The 26,231-nt window shown below is 70.3% G+C and carries 25 protein-coding genes, 3 tRNA genes and 1 pseudogene; 11 read left to right on the top strand and 18 right to left on the bottom strand.

Annotation, left to right across the window (positions count from 1 at the left end; translation table 11 throughout):
• Positions 1-16: 16 nt before the first annotated feature.
• Both OG623_RS24480 and OG623_RS24475 read right to left on the bottom strand, forming a co-directional pair.
• Positions 17-856, bottom strand: coding sequence for a helix-turn-helix transcriptional regulator (locus OG623_RS24480; RefSeq protein WP_364811417.1), 840 nt, complete (start codon positions 854-856; stop codon positions 17-19).
• 68 nt (positions 857-924) lie between these two features.
• Complete coding sequence (locus OG623_RS24475; RefSeq protein WP_406149262.1) at positions 925-1,515, bottom strand: TetR/AcrR family transcriptional regulator; 591 nt, start codon at positions 1,513-1,515, stop codon at positions 925-927.
• 239 nt (positions 1,516-1,754) lie between these two features.
• Here OG623_RS24475 and OG623_RS24470 point away from each other — a divergent pair, with 239 nt between their 5' ends.
• Positions 1,755-2,630: an alpha/beta fold hydrolase gene (locus tag OG623_RS24470; RefSeq protein WP_406149261.1), complete on the top strand. Its 876-nt coding sequence runs from the start codon at positions 1,755-1,757 to the stop codon at positions 2,628-2,630.
• Positions 2,631-2,685: 55 nt separating this feature from the next.
• A complete protein-coding gene (locus tag OG623_RS24465; RefSeq protein ID WP_406149260.1) occupies positions 2,686-3,162 on the top strand; it encodes a peroxiredoxin in 477 nt (158 codons plus the stop codon).
• A 226-nt stretch (positions 3,163-3,388) separates the two neighbouring features.
• Here the strand turns inward: OG623_RS24465 and OG623_RS24460 are convergent, their stop codons facing one another.
• The 5 genes and pseudogenes from OG623_RS24460 to OG623_RS24440 all read right to left on the bottom strand — a co-directional run bounded on the left by OG623_RS24460 (position 3,389) and on the right by OG623_RS24440 (position 7,306).
• Positions 3,389-3,811, bottom strand: a complete 423-nt coding sequence (locus OG623_RS24460) for an SRPBCC family protein (RefSeq protein ID WP_406149259.1) — start codon at positions 3,809-3,811, stop codon at positions 3,389-3,391.
• A 48-nt stretch (positions 3,812-3,859) separates the two neighbouring features.
• On the bottom strand, positions 3,860-4,873 hold the full coding sequence (locus OG623_RS24455; RefSeq protein ID WP_406149258.1) for an aldo/keto reductase: 1,014 nt from the start codon (positions 4,871-4,873) through the stop codon (positions 3,860-3,862).
• A 194-nt stretch (positions 4,874-5,067) separates the two neighbouring features.
• Positions 5,068-5,862, bottom strand: a complete 795-nt coding sequence (locus OG623_RS24450) for an SDR family NAD(P)-dependent oxidoreductase (protein WP_406149257.1) — start codon at positions 5,860-5,862, stop codon at positions 5,068-5,070.
• 118 nt (positions 5,863-5,980) lie between these two features.
• Complete coding sequence (locus tag OG623_RS24445) at positions 5,981-6,805, bottom strand: aldo/keto reductase (RefSeq protein WP_406149256.1); 825 nt, start codon at positions 6,803-6,805, stop codon at positions 5,981-5,983.
• A gap of 82 nt (positions 6,806-6,887) precedes the next feature.
• Positions 6,888-7,306 (bottom strand): annotated as a pseudogene (locus tag OG623_RS24440) (heme-binding protein).
• Positions 7,307-7,741: 435 nt separating this feature from the next.
• On the opposite strand from OG623_RS24440, the gene OG623_RS24435 reads away from it, so the two are divergent.
• Positions 7,742-8,209 carry a MarR family winged helix-turn-helix transcriptional regulator gene (locus OG623_RS24435; RefSeq protein ID WP_406149255.1) on the top strand — a complete coding sequence of 156 codons (468 nt, stop codon included), beginning with the start codon at positions 7,742-7,744 and terminating at the stop codon, positions 8,207-8,209.
• A gap of 505 nt (positions 8,210-8,714) precedes the next feature.
• Here the strand turns inward: OG623_RS24435 and OG623_RS24430 are convergent.
• From OG623_RS24430 to OG623_RS24420, 3 genes are all read right to left on the bottom strand, one after another.
• A tRNA-Ile gene (locus tag OG623_RS24430) sits at positions 8,715-8,788 on the bottom strand.
• Positions 8,789-9,012: 224 nt separating this feature from the next.
• Positions 9,013-9,085, bottom strand: a tRNA-Asn gene (locus OG623_RS24425).
• A 5-nt stretch (positions 9,086-9,090) separates the two neighbouring features.
• Positions 9,091-9,163 (bottom strand) — tRNA-Asn (locus tag OG623_RS24420).
• A gap of 181 nt (positions 9,164-9,344) precedes the next feature.
• Between OG623_RS24420 and OG623_RS24415 the strand changes: the two genes are divergently transcribed.
• The 5 genes from OG623_RS24415 (at position 9,345) to OG623_RS24395 (ending at position 15,357) form a co-directional block, all read left to right on the top strand.
• On the top strand, positions 9,345-9,647 hold the full coding sequence (locus tag OG623_RS24415) for a YtxH domain-containing protein (protein WP_406151985.1): 303 nt from the start codon (positions 9,345-9,347) through the stop codon (positions 9,645-9,647).
• Between the two features lie 95 nt (positions 9,648-9,742).
• Positions 9,743-11,188: an FGGY family carbohydrate kinase gene (locus tag OG623_RS24410; RefSeq protein ID WP_406149253.1), complete on the top strand. Its 1,446-nt coding sequence runs from the start codon at positions 9,743-9,745 to the stop codon at positions 11,186-11,188.
• A 257-nt stretch (positions 11,189-11,445) separates the two neighbouring features.
• Positions 11,446-13,179 carry an ABC transporter ATP-binding protein gene (locus tag OG623_RS24405; protein WP_406149251.1) on the top strand — a complete coding sequence of 578 codons (1,734 nt, stop codon included), beginning with the start codon at positions 11,446-11,448 and terminating at the stop codon, positions 13,177-13,179.
• Positions 13,179-15,104: an ABC transporter ATP-binding protein gene (locus OG623_RS24400; RefSeq protein WP_406149250.1), complete on the top strand. Its 1,926-nt coding sequence runs from the start codon at positions 13,179-13,181 to the stop codon at positions 15,102-15,104. Before OG623_RS24405 ends, OG623_RS24400 begins: the two co-directional genes overlap by 1 nt.
• Positions 15,105-15,144: 40 nt before the next feature.
• Complete coding sequence (locus OG623_RS24395) at positions 15,145-15,357, top strand: hypothetical protein (RefSeq protein WP_406149249.1); 213 nt, start codon at positions 15,145-15,147, stop codon at positions 15,355-15,357.
• Positions 15,358-15,412: 55 nt separating this feature from the next.
• On the opposite strand, the gene OG623_RS24390 is transcribed toward OG623_RS24395, so the two are convergent.
• The 5 genes from OG623_RS24390 to OG623_RS24370 form a co-directional block, all read right to left on the bottom strand.
• Entirely contained in the window at positions 15,413-16,504 is a 1,092-nt protein-coding gene (locus OG623_RS24390; RefSeq protein ID WP_406151983.1) for an RNA polymerase sigma factor, read from the bottom strand.
• Between the two features lie 166 nt (positions 16,505-16,670).
• Positions 16,671-18,578: a DNA primase gene (gene dnaG / locus OG623_RS24385; RefSeq protein WP_406149247.1), complete on the bottom strand. Its 1,908-nt coding sequence runs from the start codon at positions 18,576-18,578 to the stop codon at positions 16,671-16,673.
• Positions 18,579-18,676: 98 nt separating this feature from the next.
• The gene (locus OG623_RS24380) at positions 18,677-19,936 is read right to left on the bottom strand and encodes an NAD(P)/FAD-dependent oxidoreductase (RefSeq protein WP_406149246.1); all 1,260 of its coding nucleotides are present in this window, start codon (positions 19,934-19,936) and stop codon (positions 18,677-18,679) included.
• A 118-nt stretch (positions 19,937-20,054) separates the two neighbouring features.
• A complete protein-coding gene (locus OG623_RS24375; RefSeq protein WP_406149244.1) occupies positions 20,055-21,374 on the bottom strand; it encodes a deoxyguanosinetriphosphate triphosphohydrolase in 1,320 nt (439 codons plus the stop codon).
• A gap of 36 nt (positions 21,375-21,410) precedes the next feature.
• The gene (locus OG623_RS24370) at positions 21,411-22,319 is read right to left on the bottom strand and encodes a sirohydrochlorin chelatase (RefSeq protein WP_406149243.1); all 909 of its coding nucleotides are present in this window, start codon (positions 22,317-22,319) and stop codon (positions 21,411-21,413) included.
• 202 nt (positions 22,320-22,521) lie between these two features.
• Between OG623_RS24370 and OG623_RS24365 the strand changes: the two genes are divergently transcribed.
• Positions 22,522-23,232, top strand: coding sequence for a vancomycin high temperature exclusion protein (locus OG623_RS24365; RefSeq protein WP_406149242.1), 711 nt, complete (start codon positions 22,522-22,524; stop codon positions 23,230-23,232).
• Here OG623_RS24365 and OG623_RS24360 read toward each other — a convergent pair.
• The 3 genes from OG623_RS24360 to OG623_RS24350 are packed head-to-tail and all read right to left on the bottom strand — an operon-like array spanning position 23,189 to position 24,727.
• A complete protein-coding gene (locus OG623_RS24360) occupies positions 23,189-23,752 on the bottom strand; it encodes a gamma-glutamylcyclotransferase family protein (protein WP_406149241.1) in 564 nt (187 codons plus the stop codon). The genes OG623_RS24365 and OG623_RS24360 overlap by 44 nt on opposite strands.
• A complete protein-coding gene (gene cutA / locus OG623_RS24355) occupies positions 23,749-24,087 on the bottom strand; it encodes a divalent-cation tolerance protein CutA (RefSeq protein WP_406149240.1) in 339 nt (112 codons plus the stop codon). Before cutA ends, OG623_RS24360 begins: the two co-directional genes overlap by 4 nt.
• A gap of 55 nt (positions 24,088-24,142) precedes the next feature.
• On the bottom strand, positions 24,143-24,727 hold the full coding sequence (locus tag OG623_RS24350; RefSeq protein ID WP_406151982.1) for an NADPH-dependent FMN reductase: 585 nt from the start codon (positions 24,725-24,727) through the stop codon (positions 24,143-24,145).
• Positions 24,728-24,795: 68 nt separating this feature from the next.
• Between OG623_RS24350 and OG623_RS24345 the strand changes: the two genes are divergently transcribed.
• Positions 24,796-25,590 carry an aminotransferase class IV gene (locus OG623_RS24345; RefSeq protein WP_406149239.1) on the top strand — a complete coding sequence of 265 codons (795 nt, stop codon included), beginning with the start codon at positions 24,796-24,798 and terminating at the stop codon, positions 25,588-25,590.
• Position 25,591: 1 nt separating this feature from the next.
• Positions 25,592-26,047: a DUF5990 family protein gene (locus OG623_RS24340; RefSeq protein ID WP_406149238.1), complete on the top strand. Its 456-nt coding sequence runs from the start codon at positions 25,592-25,594 to the stop codon at positions 26,045-26,047.
• Positions 26,048-26,231: the final 184 nt, after the last annotated feature.

Below are 26,231 nucleotides of genomic sequence, written 5' to 3'. Positions count from 1 at the left end.
CGGCGCCGGCAGGACATCACGCGATGGTCGCGCCGCGCTCGGCGGGCGCCACGAGGGACGTGACCGCCGAGGCGCTCGCACTGCCGGGCTCGGGCACGCCGACCAGGAGCTGCTGTCCTGGAGCGTCGTGGACGTCGAAGGTCTGGTACGTCAGCTCGATACGGCCGGCGCCGGGCAGCACGAAGACCTTGTACGCACGGGTCATGCTCTCGACCTCGTTCTCCTGCCACAACCCCCGGAAGTCCGGTGATTCCTGCGACATTTCGGCCACGAGACCGCTGATGCCGGGGTCGTCGGGGAACCGGCCCGCGTGCAGCCGCAGCGCGTGCACCGTGGCGCGCGCCACGACGGGCCACTCGACGAAGACCTCTCGCGCACGAGGATGCTGGAACAGCACCCGGACCATGTTCGAGGTGCCCTCGAAGGGTGCGAGAAGTGCGGTGGCGACAGCGTTCTTCGCGAGTACGTCGAAGGCGGGGCTCAGCACATAGGCGGCGGCTGCGGGAAAGGCGTCCAGCAGGTGCAGCAGAGAAGGATGGACCAGGTCACGGCCCGCGGCCGAGGTGAGCGCGGGGTGAAGGCCCGCCAGCCGGAAGAGATGGGTCCGCGCGTCCGGCGTCAGGCGCATCGCCCGCCCCACCGCGTCGACCACCTGCGGTGAGGGGTGGCGCTCGCGCCCCTGTTCCAGGCGCGCGTAGTAGTCGACGCTCACGCCGGCGAGCACAGCCACCTCTTCCCGCCGCAGGCCCTTGACTCTTCGGCTGCCACCACCGGCGAGCAGACCCACGTCGGTCGGTTCGGTGCGGGCGCGGTTCGCGCGCAGGAAGGCACCGAGTTCATTCTGCGGCTGCTGCATTTTCCGACCTGTCGGTTGGGGCGAACGGAAGGGTGATGTAGGGACCGGCGGGGCGGACACCGCCCTCGCTACCGGGCTTTGCGCCCGTCCTCCAGGAGGGCTGAGACAGTCCGCATCAAGTGCTCACGCACCGATGGCGGATCATCCAGGTCTCCCCCGGCCATAGCACCGTCCCGCAGGAGGATCAGCACCGCGGTGGTGTGCTCGCTGTCGGTGCAGCCCGCAGCGGTCGCGAGGTTCAGGACCGTCTGCCGGAACCAGGTCCGGTGGGCCTGGACCGCCCGCCGGACAGGATGCTCGGGGTCCGGGTACTCGGCGGCGGCGTTGATGAACGGGCAGCCACGGAAGCCCGGCCCGCAGATCTCCGCCCCGATGCCCGCCATCATCATGAGCAGCAGAGCCTCGGGGTCGGTACTCGTCCGGAATGCCTCCGTCACCACCGACCTGATCTGCTGGTCGCGTTGCTCGACATGGGCGAGCACGAGGTCTTCCTTGCTGGGGAAATGGCGGTAGAAGGTGACCCGGGTGACCTGGGCCTCAGCGATGATGCGGTCCACGCCGACGTGACGGATGCCGTCGGCGTAGAAAATGGCGGAGGCCGTCTCCAGGAGCCGGGCTCGGGCCGGAGACGCTGCCGCGGGGGCTTGGGACGGGGTCATTGCACCACTCTACCGGAACGACCGTTCTCCACCAGAACGGCGAGACGACCGCACCCTCGATCCCTCTGGATCAGGTCACCCACTGCCAGTCAACTCCTCAGCCATCGAAGCTTCCAGCGATTCAGTCGTCGATTGACGATCACAAGAGCGAGCACTACGGTCAGCGAAGTAGATAGAACGTTCCATCTACTCGTGGAGCCCTCTGGGTCTCCTCATGCCACCAGCAGAGAAGGCACACCATGTCCCGACGCCACATCCAGCCCGCACGCCGTACCCGCCGCGCCGTACTCGCGGTCGCCGGCGCGGCAGCCCTGGCCGCCGTCGCAGTCCCCGCCCTCGCCAGCAACCCTTCGGATGACGGGAAGACCGTCGCAGCCGCAGCTGCCGCCTCGCACTCGGCGCCGAAGCCGACCGTCCTGCTTGTACACGGTGCCTGGGCCGACTCCTCCAGCTGGAGCCCGGTGATCGACCGGTTGCAGGCCCAGGGATATCCCGTACAGGCGATCGCCAACCCCCTGCGCGGGCTCGCCTCGGACGCGGCCTACGTGAAGAGCCGGATCGAGAGCATCGAGGGCCCGGTCGTCCTGGTCGGGCACTCCTACGGCGGCGCGGTCATCGGGGAGGCCGCCACGGAGGAGCCCAATGTGAAGGCACTCGTCTACGTCGCGGCCTTCACGCCGGACAAGGGCGAGTCACTCGGCGCGCTGGTCGCCAAGAATCCCGGCTCGCACGCCACACCGGACGCGCTGAACCCCGTTCCCTTCGACATGGGCAACGGCGCGAGTGGCGTGGACCTCTCCATCAAGCCCGACAAGTACCGTGACGTGTTCGCCGCGCCCCTGTCCGCACGCAAGGCCAACAGCCTCGCCGCCGTGCAACGGCCGATCAGCGCCGCGGCGCTCGAAGAGACCGCGACGAACGCCGCCTGGCGAGGCATTCCCTCCTGGTACCTGGTCACGCGCCAGGACCACGCTTTGCCCCCGGCCACCCAGCGCTTCATGGCCAAGCGGGCTCACGCGCACACCACCGAGGTCAACGCGCCTCACGCCGTCATGCTGACCCGCCCGGACACCGTGAGCGGTCTGATCCGGCAGGCGGCGACGGCCACCCGATGAACGGCACGACGTTCGCACCAGCTCACCCAGCACGGACGGCACCCAAGGAGACACAATGGCAGGCTCGATAGAAACAGGAAGTACCGCACCGGAGTTCGTCCTCTCCGGAGGCGTGCTGCGCGGCGGTGACTTCACCCGGGGGACCTACAGACTCGACACCGGACGCGCGCGTCCCCTGGTCCTCGCCTTCTACCCGCAGGACAACTCAAGTGTCTGCACCAAGCAGTTGTGCTCCTACTCGAGCGGGCTGGAACAGTTCACCGAACTGGGTGCCGAGGTCTGGGCCATCAGCCCGCAGGACATCGACAGCCACGAGGAGTTCGCCCGCAAGAACAACCTCCGCATGCCCCTGCTCAGCGATCCGGACCGCACCGTGGCCAAGCTCTTCGGCGTAGCCGCCCCCGGCGTCGGCCTCAGGCGCTCGGTGTTCCTCATCGCCCTTGGAGGGCGGATCGCATGGAAGCACACGGCGCTTGTCGGCTTGACCTGGCAGCCCCTGGAGAAGCTCACCACGGAACTCTCCCTGCTCTGAGCCTCCGGGCCGCTGCCTGGGCAGCGGGCAGCGCCGCGGCAGCAGCGGTGGCGTTGCAGTGCTCGTCCTCCAGGTGGCGACGGCGAGCCGAGGTCAGTGACACTGACAAACAGAACAGCGAGGGGCCCGGCTGGTCAGGTGACCAGTCGGGCCCCTCGTTGCGAAGCCTGCTGCGGTGTCCGGTCACAGGCCATCCGCCATCAGGACCCGGTCCTGGTGACCTCGGTCATCGAGTCGCGAGGGCCGTGGTCACGGCCTCCAGTCCGTCCCGGTAGATGCCGGTGAAGAGGGTCTCGGCCTCCTCGTCGCTCACGCCTTCGGGCACGAAGCGTCCGCTCCACTGGATCTCGGCGGCCTCCGGCCTGCCGGGCACGGAGAAGACGCGGAGGGTGGAGAGGTAGCCGGTGACGGGGAAGGGCGCCTGGTGGATGGCGTAGCTGTAGTAGCGCTCCTCGGCGCTGTACGCGGTCATCCGCTCGACGATGACCCCGCCTTCGGCGTTGGTCAGCCGTCGGGCCCGGCCGCCCTGCTCGGAGACGGTCTTGGGGATGTACGGCAGCCAGTCGGGCAGGGAGTGGAAGCCGCCGATCAGTTCCCAGACCTGCTCGGGGGAGGCCTGGACGACGCGGCTCACGGAAGTGGAGGCCATGGTGACTCCTTTACGTGGGGGGGATGTGGGGAGTGGGTGCGGGGCGGGTTAGACGCCGGCGGGGAGCGGGGCCGCCTGGTCGAGCAGGCCGGCAGCGCGCAGGTCGTGCCAGAAGGCGGCGGGGATCTCCTCGCGCAGGGCGCCGAGGTCTTCGGCTATGCGGGATGGGCGGGTGGCGCCGGGAATCGCGGCGGCTGCGGCCGGGTGGGCGAGCGCGAACTGGAGCGCGGCGGCCTTGATGGACACCCCGTGCCGGTCGGTCAGTTCCCGGATGCGCCGGACGGTTTCCACGATGTGCGCCGGGGCCTCCTGGTACTCGAAGTGGGTGCCGCCGGCCAGGACGCCGGAGCTGTAAGGGCCGCCGACGACCATGTCGACGCCCTGTTCCTGCGCCGCGGGCAGCAGTCGCTGGAGGGCCTGGCGGTGGTCCAGCAGGGTGTAGCGTCCGGCCAGCAGGAAGCCGTCGGGGCGCGGCTCGTCCAGGGCGAGGGTGAGTTCGACGGGCTCGACGCGGTTGACGCCCAGGCCCCAGGCCTTGATCACGCCCTGATCGCGCAGCTCGTCCAGGACCCGGAAGGCACCGGTGCGGGCCGTCTCGAACTGGGCGAGCCATCGGTCGCCGTGGAAGTCCTGGGCGATGTCGTGCACCCAGACGATGTCGAGCCGATCGGTGTTCAGCCGCTTGAGGCTGTCCTCGATGGAGCGCTTGGTCGCGTCAGCGGTGTAGTCATCGACCACCTTGTTGGGGCGGCCGTGCTCGAACAGACCGCCCTTCTCACCGAGTTCACGGGCTGACGGGTCTTCTTCCTCGTCGAGGATGACGCGGCCGACCTTCGTCGAGAGGACGTAGGAGTCCCGGGGCTGCTGGGCCAGCAGCTCACCGAGCCGGATCTCGGCCAGGCCCGCGCCGTAGAACGGTGCGGTGTCGTAATAGCGGATGCCCTGTTCCCAGGCGGCCTGGAGGGTGGCCTGGGCCTCTTCCTCGGGGATGGCGCGGAACATGTTGCCCATGGGGGCGGTTCCGAAGCCCAGCGACCCGGGCAGCAGGTGAGTGAGGCTCATCAGGTGAGCTCCCTTTCGTGCGTGGTGGCGAGCCGCTCGGTGCCTCGGGTGGGCCCTGCGCAGCTTTACTTGCATACGATGTTACTTGCACACGCTATTAAATGCAAACGCGGGCTATCGGCGCATGAAAGTTGCCTGTTGAGTTGGCGCTCCGACCACAAGCGGGACCGGGGAGCCGACGGCTGCCGGGCTGCTCAGGGCAGGATCGAGTCGACGTAGCCGCCGTCGACGCGCAGGGCACCGCCGGTGGTCGCGGACGCGTAGGACGAGGCGAGATAGACGACCATGTGGGCAATCTCCTCGGGCTCGATAAGGCGCTGGATCAGGGACTGCGGACGGTGTTTGATCATGAACTCGCGCTGCACCTCGCCCCAGGGCAGCTTGTCGCCGAACAGCTCACGGACGAAGTCCTCGACGCCGCCGGTGTGCGTCGGCCCGGCGATGACGGAGTTGACGGTCACGCCCGTGCCGGCCGCCTCCTTGGCGAAGCCCCGGCTGACGGCGAGCAGCGCGGTCTTGGTCATGCCGTAGTGGATCATCTCGGCGGGAATGACCACGGCCGAGTCGCTGGCGAGGTTGAGGATGCGGCCCCAGCCCCGTTCCGTCATGCCGGGCAGATAGGCGCGGATCAGCCGGACGGCGGAGAGAACGTTCACCTCGAAGTAGCGGCGCCACTCCGCGTCGTCGATCTCCAGCGGGGCAGCGGAGCCGAAAATGCCCAGGTTGTTCACCAGGACGTCGACCACTGGGACGGCCTCCAACACGGCCGCGGCACCCTTCTCGGTCGCCAGATCGCCCACTGCGGCGATGACGTCGTCACTGCCGGAGTCGGCACGCACCCGGTCCACCGCGGCCGTGACGCGCTCCGCGCCCCGGCCGTTGACTGCGACCCGGGCCCCGGCGCGGGCGAGGCCGACTGCGATGGCGTATCCGATGCCCTGGGTGGAGCCGGTGACCAGGGCGGTGCGGCCGGAAAGGTCGATCTGCACGATGGTTCCTCCTTGTCAAGGGTGTGAGGCTGCAGGTAATCCTGTGCCGGTGTACGGCAGGTACCCCGAGCACCCGCCCCCGTGACACGAGGGACGGGACGGGCGCTCGGGGCGGCGGTCAGTTGAGGGTGTCGGGGTCCGGGCCGGTACGCAGACCGCGGTCCAAGCCCGCGATGGCGGACATCTCGACATCGCTCAGCTCGAAGCCGAAGACGTCGAGGTTCTGCCGGATGCGCTCGGGAGTGACGGATTTGGGGATCACGATGTTGCCGCTCTGAAGGTGCCAGCGCAGCACCACCTGCGCCGGGGACACTCCGTGTGCTCCGGCGATCTTCACGATCGGCTCGTCCCCGAGGACCGCTCCCTGGGCCAGCGGGCTCCACGCCTCGGTGGCGATGCCGTGCTTGGCATGGAAGGCGCGCAGCTCGTTCTGCTGGAGCGCGGGGTGCAGCTCGATCTGGTTGACGGCCGGGGTGACACCGGTGTTTCCGAGGAGCCGCTGCAGGTCGGGCACGCGGAAGTTCGAGACGCCGATGGCGCGGGTGCGCCCGCTCGCAAGGATCCCCTCCAACACTTTGTAGGTCTCGGCGTACAGATCGCGGGCCGGGGTGGGCCAGTGGATCAGGTAGAGGTCGACGTAGTCGAGGCCTAGCTTGTCCAGGGAGGCGTCGAATGCGGCCAGGGCCTTGCCCTTGCCCTGGTCGTCGTTCCACAGCTTGGTCGTGACGAAGAGTTCCTCGCGGGGAAGGCCGGAGGCGTTGAGGGCTTTGCCGACGCCTCCCTCGTTGCCGTAGACCGCAGCGGTGTCGATACTGCGGTAACCGGCCTCAAGGGCGCTGGCGACGGCGGCGGTGGTCTCCTCGTCGGGGACCTGGAAGACGCCGAAGCCGAGCTGCGGCATGACCACACCATTGTTGAGTGTCACGTTCGGGATGGCAGTCATGAGGGGCCTTTCGGTGGTGCTGTCGGTAATTTCCTTGCCGGTCAGTGCTGATCGACGCCGACCCGGTGCGAGCGGAGGCTGGTCAGAGGGCCTGGAGCGCGGTCCGGGCGAAGCCGTGGTCCTGCCGGGGAGCGCCGCCACCGAGCTCGAGGGCGCCGATGAGCTGACCGCCGCGGTGGACGGGCACTCCGCCGCCGATGAACAACAGGGGCTTGTTCAGCGCCGTGGGCAACGAGTGGAAGGGGCCGTCCGGCTTGACCAGGTCGGCGAGTTCAGCGGTCGGTGCGTTCAGTTGCAAGGCGGTGCATGCAGGCCTTGGCGGTGCTGGTCTCGCCGGAGATGAGCACGGCGCGCGCGTCACGACGGAAGGCCAGCAGGTGCCCGCCCGCGTCGAGAGGCGGTGATATTGACGGGGCCTTCCGCTTCGTCAGCGGCTCGGCGCGCGGCAGCGATGAGGGTCTCGGCGTCGGCTGTGGTCAGCGGGGTCACGGTGGTGTTTATGGGGCACTTCCTAAGGTGAGGGATGGACGGCCGCGGGTCGCGGCGACCAGGAGCGGATAGCGCTCGCCAGGGCCGGCACGGCCCCTGAGTCGGCAGCCAGGACGGCACCCGGGGCAGAGGTGAGGGCCGCGGATGCAGGGTCTGCGGCTGACCTGGAACAGCAGCCCCGTGATCACACATTCCGTGGCGCCGATTCCAAATGCACCTACAGCCAGGGGTAGCAGTACGAGCGGCATGACAAGGATCCTCGGACGGCGCAAAGAAATGAGGGAGAGTGGCGACTGACGAACGGAAGATGCATTCGCCCCTTACCTGCGTTCACAATAGTTGCAGGCGCCGGATAACCGCAAGCGCGGTACACTTAATCGGGGGCTGCACCCCGCAGGTCCCTGTCAACGCGGCACCGCCCGCCAGACCAGCCCGAGGGAGCTGCTCATGACCGCCACCGACCCGGCGATGACCGCACTGGCGCACAGGTGGTCAGCCCTCTCATTGCTGCACGGCCGCATCGAAAGCTGCATCGAACGCGCACTCCAGGCAGGGCACGAGCTGAGCGCCCGCGAGTACTCACTCCTCGACGTGCTCGGACGACAGCACAACGACGAGGGCGGGCACCTGCAGATGCGCCAGGTCGCCGACTCCGTCGTGCTCAGCCAGAGCGCCACCACGCGACTGGTGACCCGGCTGGAACAGCGCGGGCTGCTCTCGCGCTACCTGTGCCCCACCGACCGTCGCGGCATCTACACGGATGTGACCGACGCCGGCATGCGCCTGCTGGACGAGGCCCGCCCCACCCACAACACAGCCCTGAGCAAAGCCTTGGACGAGGCGGCCGAGGACTCCGCGCTCGCCCCCCTCGTCAAGGCTGTCCACGAGCTGCCGGGCGCCATCCAGCCAGCCTGAGCCGGGCCCCGTTGCCAGCGGACGAAACCTCCGGGGGCTGGAGGAACCGAAAATTCGTGCCGCCCGGATCGATCCATCTCGAACGAGGCTCAGTCACGCGTTCGGCACACCGCCCGCTCCCCGCCCTGCTTCCGAGCAGCACGGCAAGAACCTCACCTTGCAGCACCATCGGATCGTCTCCGCGCGACGGTGAGCCGAGCTCTCCTTGCGGGCACACGAAACGACACTCTGTAGCGCGGGTGTCCTCGTCGGCGGCCGACCCGACCGAGGGCCGTTCGTAGACGGGCGCGACGCCCCCGCACCTTTTCCCGGGGGCCGTGGGACCACTCCACAACGCTCCCACGAAGGCTTGGCTAGAAAACCCCAGGTCAAGGCCGTTCAGAGCTCACCTTCGATGCGCGAGAACCCGCGTTCACCACACCCCCGCGAGGCGAACGCCACATGCAAAACGCCCCCGAAAAACGCGTTTCCCCAGGTCAGAACGATTCTGCCTGGGGATGCTGGGTGGGGCGGGTGGGACTCGAACCCACGGCCGACGGATTATGAGTCCGCTGCTCTAACCGGCTGAGCTACCGCCCCGTTTCGGCGTGGCGCGTACAAGTGTGCGCGCCTTCTGCCGCAGCATAGCCGGTCATACGATCTCCTGCTGCGGATGCTCGGCTTCGCATGACCATGAAGACTGCGCTGCTCGCTGCCCGGTTCCCGGCGGTACGGAATCGCCCCGAAAGAGTCACGGGACGCCCTCGCGCGGGCACATACGCGGGCACACGAAAAAGGACCCCGTAGGGTCCTCTCCCGCATCGCTCCCCCGACTGGACTCGAACCAGTAACCCTCCGGTTAACAGCCGAATGCTCTGCCAATTGAGCTACAGGGGATCGCGCTCCCCCGACTGGACTCGAACCAGTAACCTGCCGGTTAACAGCCGGCTGCTCTGCCAATTGAGCTACAGGGGATTGCTGCGGTGCCTCGAATCGTACCTGCCTGGCGGCTGCCGAGCGGCGCACGTTCGCTGCGACACATACATTAGCGCAAGCAGGGGGGTGCTCCGCCAATCGGTATCGGCCGGGGTGATCTCCGCTGTCCTGGGGTAGGCGGGGCAGCACACGTCGCAGGGTCGAAGGAAGGGTGGCAGCCATGCGGTACCGGCTCACGTTCATCGCCGGAGTGGCGCTCGGTTACGTGCTCGGCACGCGGGCCGGGCGCGAGCGCTACGAGCAGCTGAAGAAGGCCGCGCAGCAGCTGGCCGAGAATCCCGCCGTGCGGAACGCGGCGGAGTCCGCCGCGCACGGCGGCCGGGACTTCGCCGGCAAGGCGTACCACTCGGTGAGCGAGAAGGTGGGGGACAAGGTCCCCGCGTCCGTCTCCGACCGGGTGCGCTCGCTGCGGGAGCGCAACGGCCACACCGGCAGCGACGACTGGGGTACGACGAACACCTGACCGACAGATGAGACCTGGTCCTGTGCCGGGCGCGCAGCCCGGCACAGGACGGGTCCGCGTACGGATCGGTCCTCGGGTGCGGCAGAATCGTGTCCATGGGCATAGTGGCCGGCTTGGACAGTTCATCCGCCTTCACGCACATCGTCGTCTGCGACACGGACACCGGTGCGGTACTGCGGCAGGGGTACGCCGCGCATCCCATCGAGGCCAAGGCCTCCGAGGTGGATCCGCAGGCGTGGCTGCTCTCACTCGGTGAGGCGGCCTCCGGAGGGCTGCTCGAAGGTGTGCAGGCCATCGGTGTGTCCGCGCAGCAGCACGGGCTGCTGCCACTGGACCACCAGGGCAATCTCGTACGGCCCGCGTTGCTCGGCAACGACCGGCGGGCGCAGGCGGCCGCGGCCGATCTGGTCGACGGGCTCGGCGGGCGGGAGGCCTGGGCCGAGGCCGTGGGTGCCGTGCCGCAGGCCGCGCAGCCCGTGTCGAAACTGCGCTGGCTGGTGCGGTCGGAGGCGGAGAACGCGCAGCGGGTCGCCGCCGTCCTCCAGCCGCACGACTGGCTGGTGTGGCAGCTGCTCGGCCGGCCGGCGCGGCGGACGACCGACCGGGGGGCAGCGTCCGGTACCGGTTACTGGTCGGCGGGTACGGGGTCCTACCGGCCGGATCTCGTGGAGCTGGCGCTCGGCCACCAGGCCGCGCTGCCCGAGGTGCTCGGTCCGGCCGACGCCGCGGGGACGACGCCCGAGGGGCTGCTGATCTCGGCGGGCACCGGCGAGACGATGGCCGCGGCCTTCGGGCTCGGTGTCGCCGTCGGGGACGCCGTGGTGTCGCTGGGGGCCTCGGGCTCGGTGATGGCCGTGCATCACGAGGCACTGGCCGACCCCACGGGGATGATCACCTCCTTCGCCGACGCGACCGGGATGCACCTGCCGGTGGTCCACACCTCGAACGCCGTACGCGCCCTGCGCGGTACGGCCGAGATGCTGGGCGTGGACGGGCTGGAGGAACTGTCCGCGCTGGCGCTGAAGTCGACGCCCGGTTCATCGGGGCTCGTCCTGCTCCCCTATCTGGAGGGTGAGCGCACCCCGCAGCTGCCGCACACCGCCGGGACGCTGAGCGGGCTGCGGCGTGAGTCGATGAAGCCGGAGCATCTGGCGCGGGCCGCCTTCGAGGGGATGCTGTGCTCGCTGGCCGACGCACTCGATGTGCTGCGGGACCGGGGCGTTGAGGTGCGGCGGGTGTTCCTGCTGGGCGCCGCCGCCGAACTGCCCGCCGTGCAGGCGATGGCGCCCGGGGTGTTCGGCACCCAGGTCGTCGTGCCGCAGCCCGCCGAGTACGCGGCGCTCGGCGCTGCCCGGCAGGCGGCGTGGGCGCTCGGGGTCTCGCAGGGGACGCTCGACCCGCGTACTCCCCCGGCCTGGCAGGACGCCGCGGCGCAGGTGCTGGAGCCGGGTGAGGAGCTCCCGGTGGGCCGCGCGGTGCGCCAGCAGTACGGCGCCACACGCGACCAGATCCACCCCGGGGCGTTCGGCGAGACCGACTGAGGAGCGAGGCCGGAGAGAGACGGCACGCGACGGCACGAGGGGCGCGGCACGAGAGTCACGGCACGAGGGGGGACGCGCGAGCGGGCCCTGTGGAGGCGCCCGGGGAGCGCCGGGCGCCGGCCGGGAGAGCCGTGCCGGCCCTGGGGAGCGCGGCCCCGGACTTTTGACCGGGACTTGGAAAAAAGCGTTGGCAGTCGGGGTCCGGAGTGCCGGAGTATGGACCGGCCTCTGCCCTTCGCCGACTCCGAGAGACTCGCGTGCTCATAAAACTCCTGCGGACCCATCTGGGTCCGTACAGACGTCCCATCGTGCTGCTGGTGCTGCTCCAGCTCCTGCAGACCTGCGCAAGCCTCTATCTGCCCACCCTCAACGCGGACATCATCGACAACGGTGTCGTGCAGGGTGACACGGGCTACATCCTGGAATTCGGCGGCGTGATGATCGCCGTCAGCATCATCCAGATCATCTGCAACATCGGGGCGGTCTACTACGGCGCCCGTACGGCCTCCGCTCTCGGACGGGACGTGCGGGCGTCGGTCTTCGACCGGGTGCAGTCGTTCTCCGCCCGTGAGGTGGGGCGGTTCGGGGCTCCTTCACTGATCACGCGTACGACCAATGACGTGCAGCAGATCCAGATGCTCGTCCTGATGGCGTTCACCTTGATGGTGTCGGCGCCCATCATGTGTGTCGGCGGCGTCATCATGGCGCTCGGTCAGGACATCCCGCTGTCGGCGGTGCTGCTGGGCGTGCTGCCGGTCCTGGGTATCGCGGTGAGCCTCATCGTGCGCAGGATGCGGCCGCTGTTCCGCACGATGCAGGTGCGGCTGGACAAGGTGAACCGTGTGCTGCGCGAGCAGATCACCGGCAACCGTGTCATCCGTGCCTTCAACCGTGACGCCTACGAGGAGAAACGCTTCCGCGGCGCCAACACGGAGCTGACGGCTGTGGCGCTGTCGACGGGGCGGCTGATGGCCCTCATGTTCCCGACGGTGATGACCGTGGTGAACCTGTCGTCGATCGCCGTGGTCTGGTTCGGTGCGCACCGCATCGACAGCGGAGGGATGCAGATCGGGGCGCTGACCGCCTTCCTCGCGTATCTGATGCAGATCGTGATGTCGGTGATGATGGCCACCTTCATGTTCATCATGGTGCCGCGCGCGGAGGTCTGTGCCGAGCGCATCGAGGAGGTTCTGGGGACCGAGTCGAGCGTGGTTCCGCCCACCTCCCCGGTCACGAAGCTGCTCAAGCACGGCCATCTGGAGATACGGGACGCGGAGTTCCGCTTCCCGGGTGCGGAAGAGCCTGTGCTGCGCTCGGTCGATCTCGTGGCGCGGCCAGGGGAAACGACCGCGATCATCGGATCGACGGGCAGCGGGAAGTCGACGCTGCTCGGGCTCGTACCCCGGCTGTTCGACGCGACGAACGGCGATGTGCTGGTCGACGGTACGGATGTGCGGACCCTGGATCCGGTGCTGCTGGCGAAGACCGTGAGCCTGGTCCCGCAGAAGCCGTATCTCTTCTCGGGGACGGTCGCGACGAATCTGCGCTACGGCAATCCGGACGCCACCGACGAGGAGCTGTGGCACGCGCTGGACGTGGCGCAGGCGAAGGGCTTCGTGGAGGCTCTCGAACACGGTCTGCACGCGCCGATAGCGCAGGGCGGCACCAATGTCTCCGGTGGCCAGCGGCAACGCCTCGCCATCGCGCGGACGCTGGTGCAGCGGCCGGAGATCTATCTCTTCGACGACTCGTTCTCGGCCCTGGACTACGCGACGGACGCGGCGCTGCGCGCTGCGCTGTCCCGCGAGACGCAGGGGGCGACCGTGGTGATCGTGGCGCAGCGGGTGTCCACGATCCGTGACGCCGACCGGATCCTGGTGCTGGACGAGGGCCGGGTCGTCGGGACGGGCAGCCATCACGAGCTGATGGACGGCAATGAAACCTACCGGGAGATCGTGCTCTCCCAGCTGACGGAAGCGGAGGCCGCCTGATGGCCGGACCGGGCGGACGGATGATGGCCGGAGCGCCGACCGAGCGGTCCATGGACTTCAAGGGGTCCGGGAAGCGGCTCCTGCGGAGGTTCAGCAAGGAGAAGTCCTCGCTGTATCTGATGCTGGCGGCCGGCACGCTGAGCGTGGCGTTCTCCGTGGTGGGGCCGAAGATCCTCGGCAAGGCGACGGACCTGATCTTCGCGGGTGTCGTCGGGCGGGGGCTGCCGGGCGGCACGACGAAGGACCAGGCCGTCGACGGCCTGCGTGAGCAGGGCAACGGCGGGCTCGCCGACATGCTGAGCGGGGTGGACTTCACCCCGGGCGACGGCATCGACTTCGGCGCGGTGGGGCAGGTCCTGCTCGCCGCACTGGTGGTGTACGTCGGCGCGGGGCTGCTGATGCTGGTGTCGACCCGGCTGTCGATCCGGGTGATCAACCGGGTCGTCTTCCAGTTGCGCGAGGACCTGCAGACCAAGCTGGCACGGCTTCCGCTCTCCTATTTCGACCGGCAGCAGCGCGGTGAGGTGCTGAGCCGGGCGACGAACGACATCGACAACATCTCGCAGACGATGCAGCAGACGATGGGCCAGCTCATCAACTCCCTGCTGACCATCGTCGGTGTGCTGATCATGATGTTCTGGATCTCTCCGCTGCTCGCCCTGGTCGCGCTGGTGACGATCCCGCTGTCCGTGTTCGTCGCGGCGCGCGTCGGCAAGCGCTCGCAGCCGCACTTCGTGGCGCAGTGGAAGGTGACGGGCAAGCTCAACGCCCACATCGAGGAGATGTACACCGGCCACAGCCTGGTGAAGGTCTTCGGCCGGCAGGAGGAGTCCGCGAAGGACTTCGCCGAGCAGAACGACGCGCTGTACGAGGCGGGCTTCAAGGCCCAGTTCAACAGCGGGATCATGCAGCCGCTGATGATGTTCGTGTCGAACCTGAACTATGTGCTGGTCGCGGTCGTCGGCGGGCTGCGGGTGGCGTCGGGTGCCCTGTCGATCGGTGATGTGCAGGCGTTCATCCAGTACTCGCGGCAGTTCTCGATGCCGCTGACGCAGGTCGCCTCGATGGCGAACCTGGTGCAGTCGGGCATCGCGTCCGCCGAGCGGGTCTTCGGCCTGCTGGACGCCGAGGAGCAGGCGCCCGACCCGGACCCGGCCGAGCGGCCGAAGGAGCTGCGCGGCAGCGTCGCGCTGGAGAACGTGTCCTTCAGGTACGACCCGGAGAAGCCGCTCATCGAGGATCTCTCGCTGAGCGTGGAGCCGGGTCACACGGTCGCGATCGTGGGCCCGACCGGCGCGGGCAAGACGACGCTGGTCAATCTGCTGATGCGGTTCTACGAGGTCACGGGCGGCCGGATCACCCTCGACGGGGTCGACGCGGCGAGGATGTCGCGGGACGAACTCCGGTCGGGCATAGGCATGGTGCTCCAGGACACCTGGCTGTTCGGCGGCACGATCGCGGAGAACATCGCCTACGGCGCCTCGCGCGAGGTGACCCGTGAGGAGATCGAGGAGGCCGCGCGTGCGGCCCACGCGGACCGTTTCGTCCGTACGCTCCCCGACGGGTACGACTCGGTCATCGACGACGAGGGTGCCGGGGTCAGCGCGGGTGAGAAGCAGCTGATCACCATCGCGCGGGCGTTCCTGTCCGACCCGGTGATCCTGGTGCTCGACGAGGCCACCAGCTCGGTGGACACCCGTACGGAGGTGCTGATCCAGAAGGCGATGGCCCGGCTGGCCCACGGCCGTACGAGCTTCGTGATCGCGCACCGGCTCTCGACGATCCGGGACGCGGATGTGATCCTCGTGATGGAGAACGGCTCGATCGTCGAACAGGGCACGCACGACGAACTGCTGGCCGCCGAGGGCGCCTATGCCAAGCTGTACGCGGCGCAGTTCGCCGAGGCGCTGGCCGAGGTCGACTGACGGCGCCTGCCGGCAGCGGTACGAGAGAAACGGGGCGGGGATGGCAGAAGGCAGCGGAGGAAACAGGGCCGGCGGCGGTCGTGGGACCGGCGTCGGGCTCGGAATCGGTGTGGGTGCGGGTCTCGGGGCGGCGTTCGGTGCGCTGACCGGAAATCTGGCCCTGGGCGTCGGCGTCGGGATGGCCCTGGGTGTCTCGGTCGGCGCCCTTCTGGGGACGGCGGCGGAGCGGCGGAAGAGCGGAAGCGGTGCGTAGGGGGGGTCGCGGGGCTCCGGCGGCCACTCGGTCCGGGTAGCCCCTGAGCTGGTCCTCAGTCCAGGTAGCCCCTGAGCTGGTCGGCGAAGGCGTGGCCCCGTAGCTTGTCGAGCGTCTTGGACTCGATCTGGCGGATGCGTTCGCGTGTCACGCCGAAGATCCTGCCGATCTCCTCGAGCGTGCGGGGCCGCCCGTCGTCCAGCCCGTAGCGCAGCTGGACGACCTTCCTCTCCCGCTCCCCCAGGGTGGAGAGCACCGTCTCCAGGTGCCGGCGCAGCAGGAGGAAGGCCGCGGTCTCCACGGGTGAGGCGGCGTCGCCGTCCTCGATGAGGTCACCGAAGGCGACGTCGTCCTCCTCGCCCACGGGGGCGTGCAGGGACACGGGTTCCTGGGCGAGCCGCCGGACCTCGACGACGCGTTCGGGCGTCAGGTCGAGCTGGGCGGCGACCTCTTCGGCCGTCGGCTCGTAGCCGCGTTCCTGGAGCATGCGGCGCTGGACGCGTACGACCCGGTTGATCAGCTCGACGACATGCACCGGGACTCTTATGGTCCTGGCCTGGTCGGCCAGTGCGCGGGACATCGCCTGGCGGATCCACCAGGTCGCGTACGTGGAGAACTTGTAGCCCCGCGCGTAGTCGAACTTCTCGACCGCCCTGATCAGCCCGAGGTTCCCCTCCTGGACCAGGTCGAGCATGGTCAGGCCCCGGCCCACGTAGCGCTTGGCCACGGAGACCACGAGGCGGAGGTTGGCCTCGATGAGCCGGCGCTTGGCCATCCGCCCCATGACCACGATCCGGTCCAGGTCGAGGGCGAGCCGGGCGTCGGGTTCCGGTGTGCCGGTCAGCCGTTCCTCGGCGAAGAGTCCCGCTTCGACCCGGCGGGCGAGGTCCACCTCCTCGGCGGCGCTGAGCAGCGGTATCCGGCCTATCTCCCGCAGGTACTGGCGGAAGAGATCGGCTGTCGGGCCGCCTGTCTCCTGGCGGCCGCGCGGCTCGGACGGCTCGGGAGGCTCCACCGGTTCCTCCAGCACCGGCTCGGGCGTGCCCGCCGTCTCCGGGTGGCGTGTGACCCGGTTCTGCGCGGGAATCGCCGGGACATGCTCGGTCGTGGTCGGCACGGTCCAGGTCTGCACGGGGGCGACCTCCAGGTGATCGCTGCCGGATCGCGGGGATGGAGGTCCGCCCCGGGCGGACCGGCCGCGACCTTCTCAGGCACCGCCCCCCAGTGTGGGGTACGACACATCGCCGCCACGAGGGGCGTGCGGTGACTTTTTGCGCCCGGCGCGTGACGGGGCGGCCTGGAGCCGTATCGGGTCAGAGGGCGTCGGCCCCGTGGCTGCGCAGCGACTGGGCGTACTGCTGGAGGACCCAGACCTCGTTCTGCGCGGCGGCCAGATGGTCGGGGGCGACATTGCTGCCGAGCCGGGCGAGGCTGCTCTGGACGTCGTCGATCCTGCGGTCGACGGCGCGCAGACGGACCTTGACCAGATGCTCGCCGGCGTACGACTCGTCGATGGACTTGCCGTGGAAGACCTCGACGGCGAGCTCGGTGACGAGCTTGCGGACCGTGTCGTCGGGGGTCGCGTCGAGCACCTGGACCAGATATTCGCGGGTCTCGGCGACGCCCAGCTCCGCACCGCCCGCCTCCGCGATGCACTGGCGCACCGCCGCGTACGGCGGGGCGGTGAACTCGTCGATGCCGTAGGCGTCGAACGCCGGGGAGACCAGGGCCGGCTTCTGCAGGGCGAGCTTGAGCAGTTCGCGCTCCGTGCGGTGGGCGGGGCTACGGAGGTTGAGCGCGGGGCCTGGCGGTGCCTTCGGCGCCTGGATCTGTTCGCGCGGGGGGCCGCCTCGGGAGGGCCCGCCCTGCGAGGGGCCGCGCTCGCCCCGGTCGCGGGCCCAGCGGGCGAGCTGCCCCACGCGCTTGACCACGAACTGGGTGTCCAGGATGCCGAGCAGCCCGGCCAGCTGGACGGCGACCTCGTGCTGCGAGGAGCTGTTCTTGATACGGGCGACCACGGGCCCCGCCTCGTCGAGCGCCGCGGCGCGGCCCGCCGGGGTCTCCAGGTCGTAGCGGCCGACGATCTGGCGGAGCGCGAACTCGAAGAGCGGGGTGCGGGGCTCGACCAGGTCGCGGACGGCGTCGTCGCCCTTGGCGAGCCGCAGGTCGCACGGGTCCATGTTGTCGGGGGCGATGGCGATGTACGTCTCGGCGGCGAACTTCTGGTCGTCCTCGAAGGCCCGCAGGGCGGCCTTCTGGCCCGCGGCGTCACCGTCGAAGGTGAAGATGACGCGGGCGCTGCCGTTGTCCATCAGGAGCCGTCGGAGGATCTTGATGTGGTCGTTGCCGAACGAGGTGCCGCAGGTGGCGATGGCGGTGGTGACCCCGGCGAGGTGGCAGGCCATGACATCGGTGTAGCCCTCGACGACGACCGCACGGCTCGCCTTGGCGATGTCCTTCTTGGCCAGGTCGATGCCGTACAGCACCTGGGACTTCTTGTAGATCGCGGTCTCGGGGGTGTTGAGGTACTTCGGGCCGTTGTCGTCGTCGCGGAGCTTGCGGGCGCCGAAGCCGACGGTGTCGCCCGAGGTGTCGCTGATCGGCCACATCAGCCGGCCGCGGAAGCGGTCGATGGGGCCGCGGCGGCCGTCCTGGGAGAGACCGGAGCTGATGAGCTCCTTGTCGCTGAAGCCCTTGCCGCGCAGGAAGCGGGTGAGGTGGTCCCAGCCGGCGGGGCTGTAGCCGACGCCGAAGTGCGTCGCGGCGTCCTGGTCGAAGCCGCGTGCGGCGAGGAACGCCCGGCCGATCTCCGCTTCGGGGCTGTTCAGCTGCTCGCGGTAGAAATCGGCGGCGATCTTGTGTGCTTCGACCAGGCGGATGCGCTCGCCGCGCTGGTGGGAGGGGTTGTAGCCACCCTCCTCGTACCGCAGGGTGATGCCCGCCTGGCCGGCGAGGCGCTCGACCGTCTCCGAGAAGGTGAGGTGATCGATCTTCATCACGAAGGCGATCGTGTCGCCGCCCTCCTGGCAGCCGAAGCAGTGGAACAGGCCCTTGCCCGGACTCACCTGGAAGGAGGGGGACTTCTCGTCGTGGAAGGGGCAGAGTCCCTTGAGGTTTCCGCCGCCCGCGTTGCGCAGCTGAAGGTACTCGGACACGACGGCGTCGATCGGGACCGCGTCCCGGACCGCCTTCACGTCGTCGTCATTGATCCTGCCTGCCACGGGTGAAGTCTACGGGTGGGGCCGGACGACCGGGACCGGCCGGCCGCGCGGGGCTCTCCCCGGGCGCCGGCCGGTCGTCCGATGCCCGGGGCCACCGCTCAGAGCAGCGAGTCCAGGGGCACCGTGGGGTCGCCCAGGGCGTCCGGGTCGACCGGCCCAGCGGCCCTGATCAGCTTCTGGATGCTCTCGGTGACGTCCCACACATTGACGTTCATCCCGGCGAGCACCCGGTGGTCCTTCAGCCAGAAGGCGATGAACTCGCGCTTTCCCGCGTCGCCCCGGATGACGACCTGGTCGTACGAACCGGGCGGCGCCCAGCCGGAGTACTCCAGACCGAGGTCGTACTGGTCGGAGAAGAAGTACGGCACCCGGTCGTACGGGGCGTCCTGGCCGAGCATCGCCTTCGCGGCGGCGGGGCCGGTGTTCAAGGCGTTCGCCCAGTGCTCCACGCGCAGCCGGCCGCCGAAGAGCGGATGGTGGACGGACGCGATGTCCCCTGCGGCGTAGATGTGCGGGTCGCAGGTGCGCAGCGAGGCGTCGACGACGACACCGCCGCCCTCGGCACGGCTCGCCATGTCGAGCCCGGCGGCCTCGGCCAGCGAGGTGCGCGGGGCCGCGCCGATCGCGGCGAGCACGTCGTGGGCGGGGTGCTCCTCGCCGTCGTCGGTGCGGGCGGCGAGTACCAGGCCGTCCTGTCCGGTGATCTCGGTGAGGCGGGCGCCGAAGTGGAAGCGGACGCCGTGCTCGGCGTGCAGCTCGGTGAAGATCTGGCCGACCTCGGGGCCGACGACGTGGTGCAGCGGGGTCGCCGACGGGGCGACGACGGTGACCTCGGCGCCGTAACTCCGGGCCGCCGCGGCGACCTCCAGGCCGATCCAGCCGGCTCCGGCGACCACCAGGTGGCCGTTGTCGCGGCCGAGGGCGGCGAGTACGTTGCGCAGCCGGTCGGCGTGGGCGAGGCGGCGCAGGTGGTGGACGCCCACCAGGTCGGTGCCCGGGATGTCGAGGCGGCGGGGCTCGGCCCCGGTGGCCAGCAGCAGCTTGTCGTAGTGGACGACGGTGTTGTCGCCGAGCTGCACCGACCGGCCTTCCCGGTCGATGGAGGTGACCATCTGGCCGAGGTGCAGCTCGATGTCGGCGCCCGCGTACCAGGCGGTCTCGTGCACGAAGGCGGAGTCCCGCTCGTCCTTGCCCAGCAGATAGCCCTTGGACAGCGGAGGCCGCTCGTAGGGATGGTCGCGCTCGTCGCCGATGAGGATCACCCGGCCGCTGAAGCCCTCCGCCCGGAGTGTCTCGGCCGCCTTCGCTCCGGCGAGCCCTCCGCCGATGATGACGAACGTCCGATGTGCGTCGACCACTTGATGCCTCCTCGGTACTGTGCTGCGCGGCGCCGCCACCTGCGAGCGTCCCGCACGCAGGGTGATGGCGAAAGAGGGTGTGCCCCGATCAGGTCACGGCCGCTGGCATGTGGCCCGGTCATGCCCCAGTCTGCCCAATGCTCGTGAGGCTCCCGTGAAGGGACCGCGCGGAGGCGTCCGTCAGTGCGGCGATCTGGTCGACGAGGACCCTCTTGCGGGCCCGGTCGTCGGGGGCGGCCGTGTACAGCGCGCGGAACTGCGGCTCGAGGCCTTCGGGCGCGCGGGCGGTCAGGGCGGCGGCCAGCTCGGCGATGACGATCCGCTGGTCGGCGCGGATGGCCTCCTGCTCGGCGCGCTGCATGACGTAACGGTCGGCGACGGCCTTGAGGACGGCGCATTCGTTGCGCACCTCGCGCGGGACGATCAGTTCGGCGCCGTATCTGCCGAGCCGCCCGGGTCCGTACGCGGAGTGGGTCGCGGCCTCGGCGGCGAGGCAGAACCGGCCGATGAGCTGGCTCGTCGCGTCCTTCAGCCGGGCCTGGGCGACCGCCGTGCCGTCGTAGCCGTGGGGCCACCACTCCTGGGCGGTGAGCCGGTCGAGGGCATCGGCGAGCTCCTGCGGATCGGTGTCCGCCGGGACGTACCGTCCGATGGCGACGCCCCAGATCTCGGCGCGCTCGGGTTCGGAGAAGAGGCAGCCGGGGTCGATGTGTCCGGCGTGCAGCCCGTCCTCGAAGTCGTGCACGGAGTAGGCGACGTCGTCGGACCAGTCCATCACCTGGGCCTCGAAGCATCTGCCGTCCTGCGGCGCGCCCTTGCGGATCCAGTCGAAGACCGGCAGGTCGTCCTCGTACACCCCGAATTTCGGTGACCCCGGGTCGGTGGGGTGCGTGCCCCGGGACCAGGGGTATTTGGTGGCGGCGTCCAGGGCGGCCCGGGTCAGGTTGAGTCCGACGCTGACGAGCTCGCCGCTGCGCGGGTCACGGACGAAGCGCTTGGGTTCGAGGCGGGTCAGCAGGCGCAGCGACTGGGCGTTCCCCTCGAAGCCGCCGCAGTCGGAGGCGAAGTCGTTGAGCGCCTGTTCGCCGTTGTGGCCGAAGGGCGGGTGGCCCATGTCGTGGGAGAGGCAGGCCGCTTCCACGAGGTCGGGGTCGCAGCCGAGCGCGGCGCCGAGCTCCCGGCCGACCTGGGCGCACTCCAGGGAGTGGGTGAGCCGGGTCCTGGGACTGGCGTCCCAGGCCAGACCGCGGGTGCCAGGGGTGACGACCTGGGTCTTGCCGGCGAGCCTGCGCAGGGCGGCGGAGTGGAGCACCCGGGCACGGTCGCGCTGGAAGGCGGTGCGGCCGGGCCGCTTGTCGGGCTCGGTGTCCCAGCGCTCGGTGTCGGCGGCGCCGTAGGGCGTGTCGGGCGTGTCCCTGGGGTCGTGCGTACCGTCCATGTCCTTGACATTAGACGGAGGCGCCGACAGAGGCGGTCAGGCGGAGGCGAGGAGGGGCGGGTGCGTCAGGGCGCCGGCTGCGGGGGCAGGGCTGGTCAGGGCCTGGTCGTAGCGGTGGAGCAGGAGGCGGGCCAGGGCGGGGTGTGCGCCGATGGGGGCCGCTGCGATGCCCGGTGCGGCGGCGGCCGAGAGGGTCGCGAAGCGGCCGGGGGCCGTGAAGTACGACGCGAGGGCCACCCGGTGGCGGCCACGGGCGGTGAGCGCCCGCACGGCGGCGGGCACATCGGGCGTGGCCGCCGACGCGTACGCGGGTATGACGGGCACCCCGCCGATGCGGTCGCTGAGCATCGCGGCGGTACGGCGTGCGTCGACGTCCGAGTCGGGGTCGCGTGACCCGGCGGCGGCCAGCACGACGGCGGCGTTGCCGCTGCCGGCGTCCGCCTCCCGCCAGCCCGCCTCCAGGAGGCGCTCGTACAGGGCTTCGACGAGCAGGGGGTGCGGTCCGAGCGGGGCCGCGATCCGGGTCCTGAGGCGGGGCGCGGACGCCGCTGCCCGGGGCAGATCGTGCCGTACGTGGTGGCCTCGGCCGAGCAGCAGAGGGACGAGCACGGCGTCGCCCCGCCCGACGGCGTCGAGTGTGTCCGGCAGCAGGGGCTCGTTCAGCTCGATGTGACCGAGCCTGACGTCGAGGTACGGCCGCAGCTCCCGTACCCGGTCCAGCAGCTCCAGGACGGTGCGCAGGGCCTGCGGGTCCCGGCTGCCGTGCGCGACGGCGACCAGGGTGGGGGCGGAGCTGCGGGGGCTGCGGTGCATGGGCCTGCGGGTTCCGTTCGGGGAGACGAGGCTGAGCTGGGTGCCGAGCTGTGCGGTGATGCGGGTCAGGAGCTGCGCCGCGCTGTCGAGGGGCTGGGGCTCACGGGGGTGTTCGGGTGCCGGCTCCGTCATGGACCGATGGTGCCGGGGGGACGTTGCCGGGCCGTTTCGCACCGGTGACGGGTGTTTGCGTCCGCCTCACAGGGGGCGGGTCATCGGTGTCAGTGGCTGTTCACGCCGGGCGCACCGGGGCGAACCGTTCGCCCTCGCCGTTCGTCCCTTCCCTGTGAGAGCCGGTCCACGAGTGATCGGGCACGAGCACGGGGGGCGGCGCATGTGGTTGAGGACCCGGCGGGGGCAGCGGCGGCTGGTGCAGGCGCTGATGCTGGCCTGCGCGGTGACGCTGGCGCCCGCGGCCTGGCTGCACACCTCGGCCGACGCCCGGGTGCGCACGGTGGCGGACGCACCGGCGCGGGAGGTCGCCGTGGTGTTCGGGGCGGGGCTGTGGGAGGGCCGGCCCTCGCCCTATCTCGCGCACCGGCTGGACACCGCCGCCGAGCTCTACAGGGCGGGCAAGGTCCGGGTCGTGCTGGTCACCGGGGACAACAGCCGCGCGGAGTACGACGAACCGGACGCGATGCGTACGTATCTCACCGCGCTGGGCGTCCCGGACGGACGGATCGTCAGCGACTACGCGGGCTTCGACACCTGGGACTCCTGCGTCCGGGCCAAGCGGATCTTCGGGGTCGACCGGGCCGTGCTGGTGAGCCAGGGCTTCCACATACGCCGGGCGATCACCCTCTGCCGGTCGGCGGGGATCGACGCGTACGGGGTGGGGGCCGACGACGCCCACGATGTCACCTGGTACTACGGCGGGACGCGGGAGGTGTTCGCGGCGGGCAAGGCGCTTCTGGACGCCGTGTTCGAACCGGACCCTCACTTCCTCGGCCCGAAGGAGCCGGGGGTGGCGGAGGCGCTCGCGGACGACCTCACGGATGACCTCACGGCATCGGGCGGGGCGGACGGGGACGGCGGGGCGGGCTGAGCCAGTCGCCGTTCGGTACGGGTGTACCGCCGGCGCGCAGGGAGCGGGCGACGGGGGCTGCGGCGAGGTAGACCCAGGCGCGGACGGACCCGCGCCGGACGGACGGTGCTGTCCCGGGCCCGTTGGGCGGGCCTGACCGAGGACCGCCCAAGGGGCCTGTCCCGGGACGGCCGGAAAGGTCCGCCTCCGGGCCGGCAGGGGCGTCCGGCGTCATGGGGACGGCCCGCCGGGCCACCCGCTCGTACAGATTGCGCGGGTGGCCCGGACCCAGGTACTGCTCCAGGCCGTCCAGCATCGCGAGCAGTTCCGCGTACGCACCGGGCGTCGCGGTGACCAGCGCACCACGGACGGTGCCGTGGCCCTCGATCGCGTACGGATAGCCCGGACCCTCGTAGAGGAGGGCGTCGGGCAGCAGGGCGGGGCGCTCCTCCTGGGTGCGGCCCCGGAGGAACCGGTCATGGTTCGGCTCACCGGGGAGCAGCGTGCCGTACACGAAGAAGGGCAGCCCGGCTTCGGTCACAGCGACGCGACGGGCGCCGTTTCCGCGGACACCCAGTCGAGATAGCGCCGGCTGCCGCGCACGATGGGCGTCGCGATGATCTCGGGTGTCGCGTAGTCGTGCGCGGCGACCAGGTGGGCCTCCAGCTCGTCGTACCGTGCGGCCGTCGTCTTGAACAGCACCTGCCACTCCTCATCGGACTCGATGGCTCCCTCCCACCGGTACACGGAGGTGACGGGCGCGGAGATCTGGGCACAGGCGGCGAGCCTGGCGTCCACCGCGCCCGCGGCCAGGGCCTGGGCCTTCCCCTCGCTGTCCGTCGTGGTCAGTACGGTCAGCCATGCGGGCTCGGTCATCCCCGGGTCTCCTCGCTGTCGGTGTCCGTGGCCCCCGATTGTCGCTCCCGCGGCCTCAGCCGCCGTACGGGTGCCGGGTCCTGGCCTCGCGCAGCGCGCGGCCCCACCAGACGAGCTGGTCGAGCATCCGCTTGGCCGCCCCGTCCGCCTGGACCGGGTCCTTGGGCGCACCCCCGTCGTCGAAGAGCGCGCCCGCGTTGTGGAAGGAGACGGTGTCGCGGACGGTGACGGTGTGCAGTTCGGCGAAGATCTGACGCAGGTGTTCGACGGCCCGCAGGCCGCCGGAGATTCCGCCGTACGACACGAAGGCGACGGGCTTGGCCTGCCATTCGGCGAAGTGCCGGTCGATGAGGTTCTTCAGCGGGGCCGGGTAGGAGTGGTTGTACTCGGGGGTCAGCACGACGAAGGCGTCGGCACGGGCCAGTCGCGGGGCCACCTCGACGGCGGCGGTTCCGGTGGCGGGCGGCTCGGTCTCGGCGACATCGATCAGCTCGGTCTCGATGTCCGGGTGATCGGCGGCCCGCCCGATGAACCACTGGGCGACGACGGGGCCGAAGCGTCCCTCGCGGTTGCTGCCGAGGATGACGGCCACCTTCAGCGGGGCGTCGGACGGGGCGGGAACTGCTGTGTTGAGGTCCATACGGAAGAGACTCACACCTCAACCATGATTGAGGTCAAGCGCGACTCCACGGCATTACGCTGAGGGCCATGACATCCCCCGCACCGGTCCTCCACGTCGAGTTCGACGGCCGCCCCGCCACCGGGGAGGATCTGAGGATCCCCGCGTTCTCCGACTTCGGCCATTTCACCGCGATGCAGGTCAGGGAGCGGACGGTGCGCGGCCTCGCGCTGCACCTGGACCGGCTGGACTCCGCGAACCGTGAGCTGTTCGAACTCCCCCTGGACCGGGACCACGTGCGCGGACTGATCGGGCACGCGCTGGACGGCGCCGGGATACGGGACGCGTCGGTGCGGGTGCACGGCTTCCTGCCGCCCGGCAGCACGCGGACGGTGCTGATGGTGACGGTGCGGGAGCCGGCCGCGGCGGACGGCGCACCGCGGAGCCTGATGTCGGTCCCGTACGCGCGCCCCCTGCCGCACATCAAGCGCTCGGGTGAGTTCCCCCAGATCTACTACGGGCAGCAGGCGAGGCAGGCGGGCTTCGACGAGGCGTTGCTGACCTTGCCCGGCGACACGGTGACCGAGGGCTCGATCACCAACATCGGCTTCTGGGACGGCACTTCGGTCGTCTGGCCCGACGCGCCCGCGCTGACCGGCATCACCATGGCACTGCTGGAGAGCGGACTCGCGCAGACCGGCCGCCCTTCGGTGCGGCGCGGGGTGACGCTGGACGGACTCGGTGCGTACCGGGCGGCGTTCGTCACCAACTCGCAGGGCATCGCACCGGTCCACCGGATCGACGACACCTCCTTCGCCGTCGACGAGGATGCGATGAAGCTGCTCGACCAGGTGTACGAGGACGCTCCGCGCGAGACCGTCTGACATGCGGATCCACATCGAAGCCTCGGAACTCCCGGGCCGCTCCTGCGGCCCCGACACCGACTTCGCCGGTTACCGGAACATCCATGTCGGTGTGCAGCGCAAGGACCGCCCCGGCGAACTGCTCGGACTGCATCCCGGCGACGCCGAGCGTGCCTCCTGGACCCTGGACTGCGCCACCCTGTCCACCGAGGAGGGCATCGAGGTGTCGGGGCCGTACATCCAGAACCGGTTCGGGGGGCGCTTCGTCCATCTGTCCTGGGGGACCGTGGACGACTCCGGCGCGTTCACCATGTTCCGCCGGGCCAAGCTGATGATGAGCGACATCGACCCGCAGGTCCTGGAGGCCGCCACCCGCACCGGTCACCTCACTGCCAGGCTCCGGCTGACCGACGACAAGGGGCAGCCGCGGTGCGCCCGCGTACGCCCGCCGGACGTCGACTGGTCGGCGATGAGCTGAGGCCGGGGGACGGCCTGAGGCCGAGGAGGGGAGAACGACGCCGCCCTCACCGGTTCCAAGGGGGGATGAACCGGTGAGGGCGGCTGCCGTGGGGCCGGCGGGGGCTACCGTCCCGTGGGGGGGGTAGAGACCGTGTGCCCGGCCCGCCGACACCCATACATGTGATCCGCATCACACTCTCTCG

This window comes from Streptomyces sp. NBC_01012, assembly GCF_045162755.1.
GTDB lineage: Bacteria > Actinomycetota > Actinomycetes > Streptomycetales > Streptomycetaceae > Streptomyces.
The sequence above is the reverse complement of the archived record's forward strand: the minus strand, read 5'-3'. Positions and strand labels throughout refer to the sequence as shown.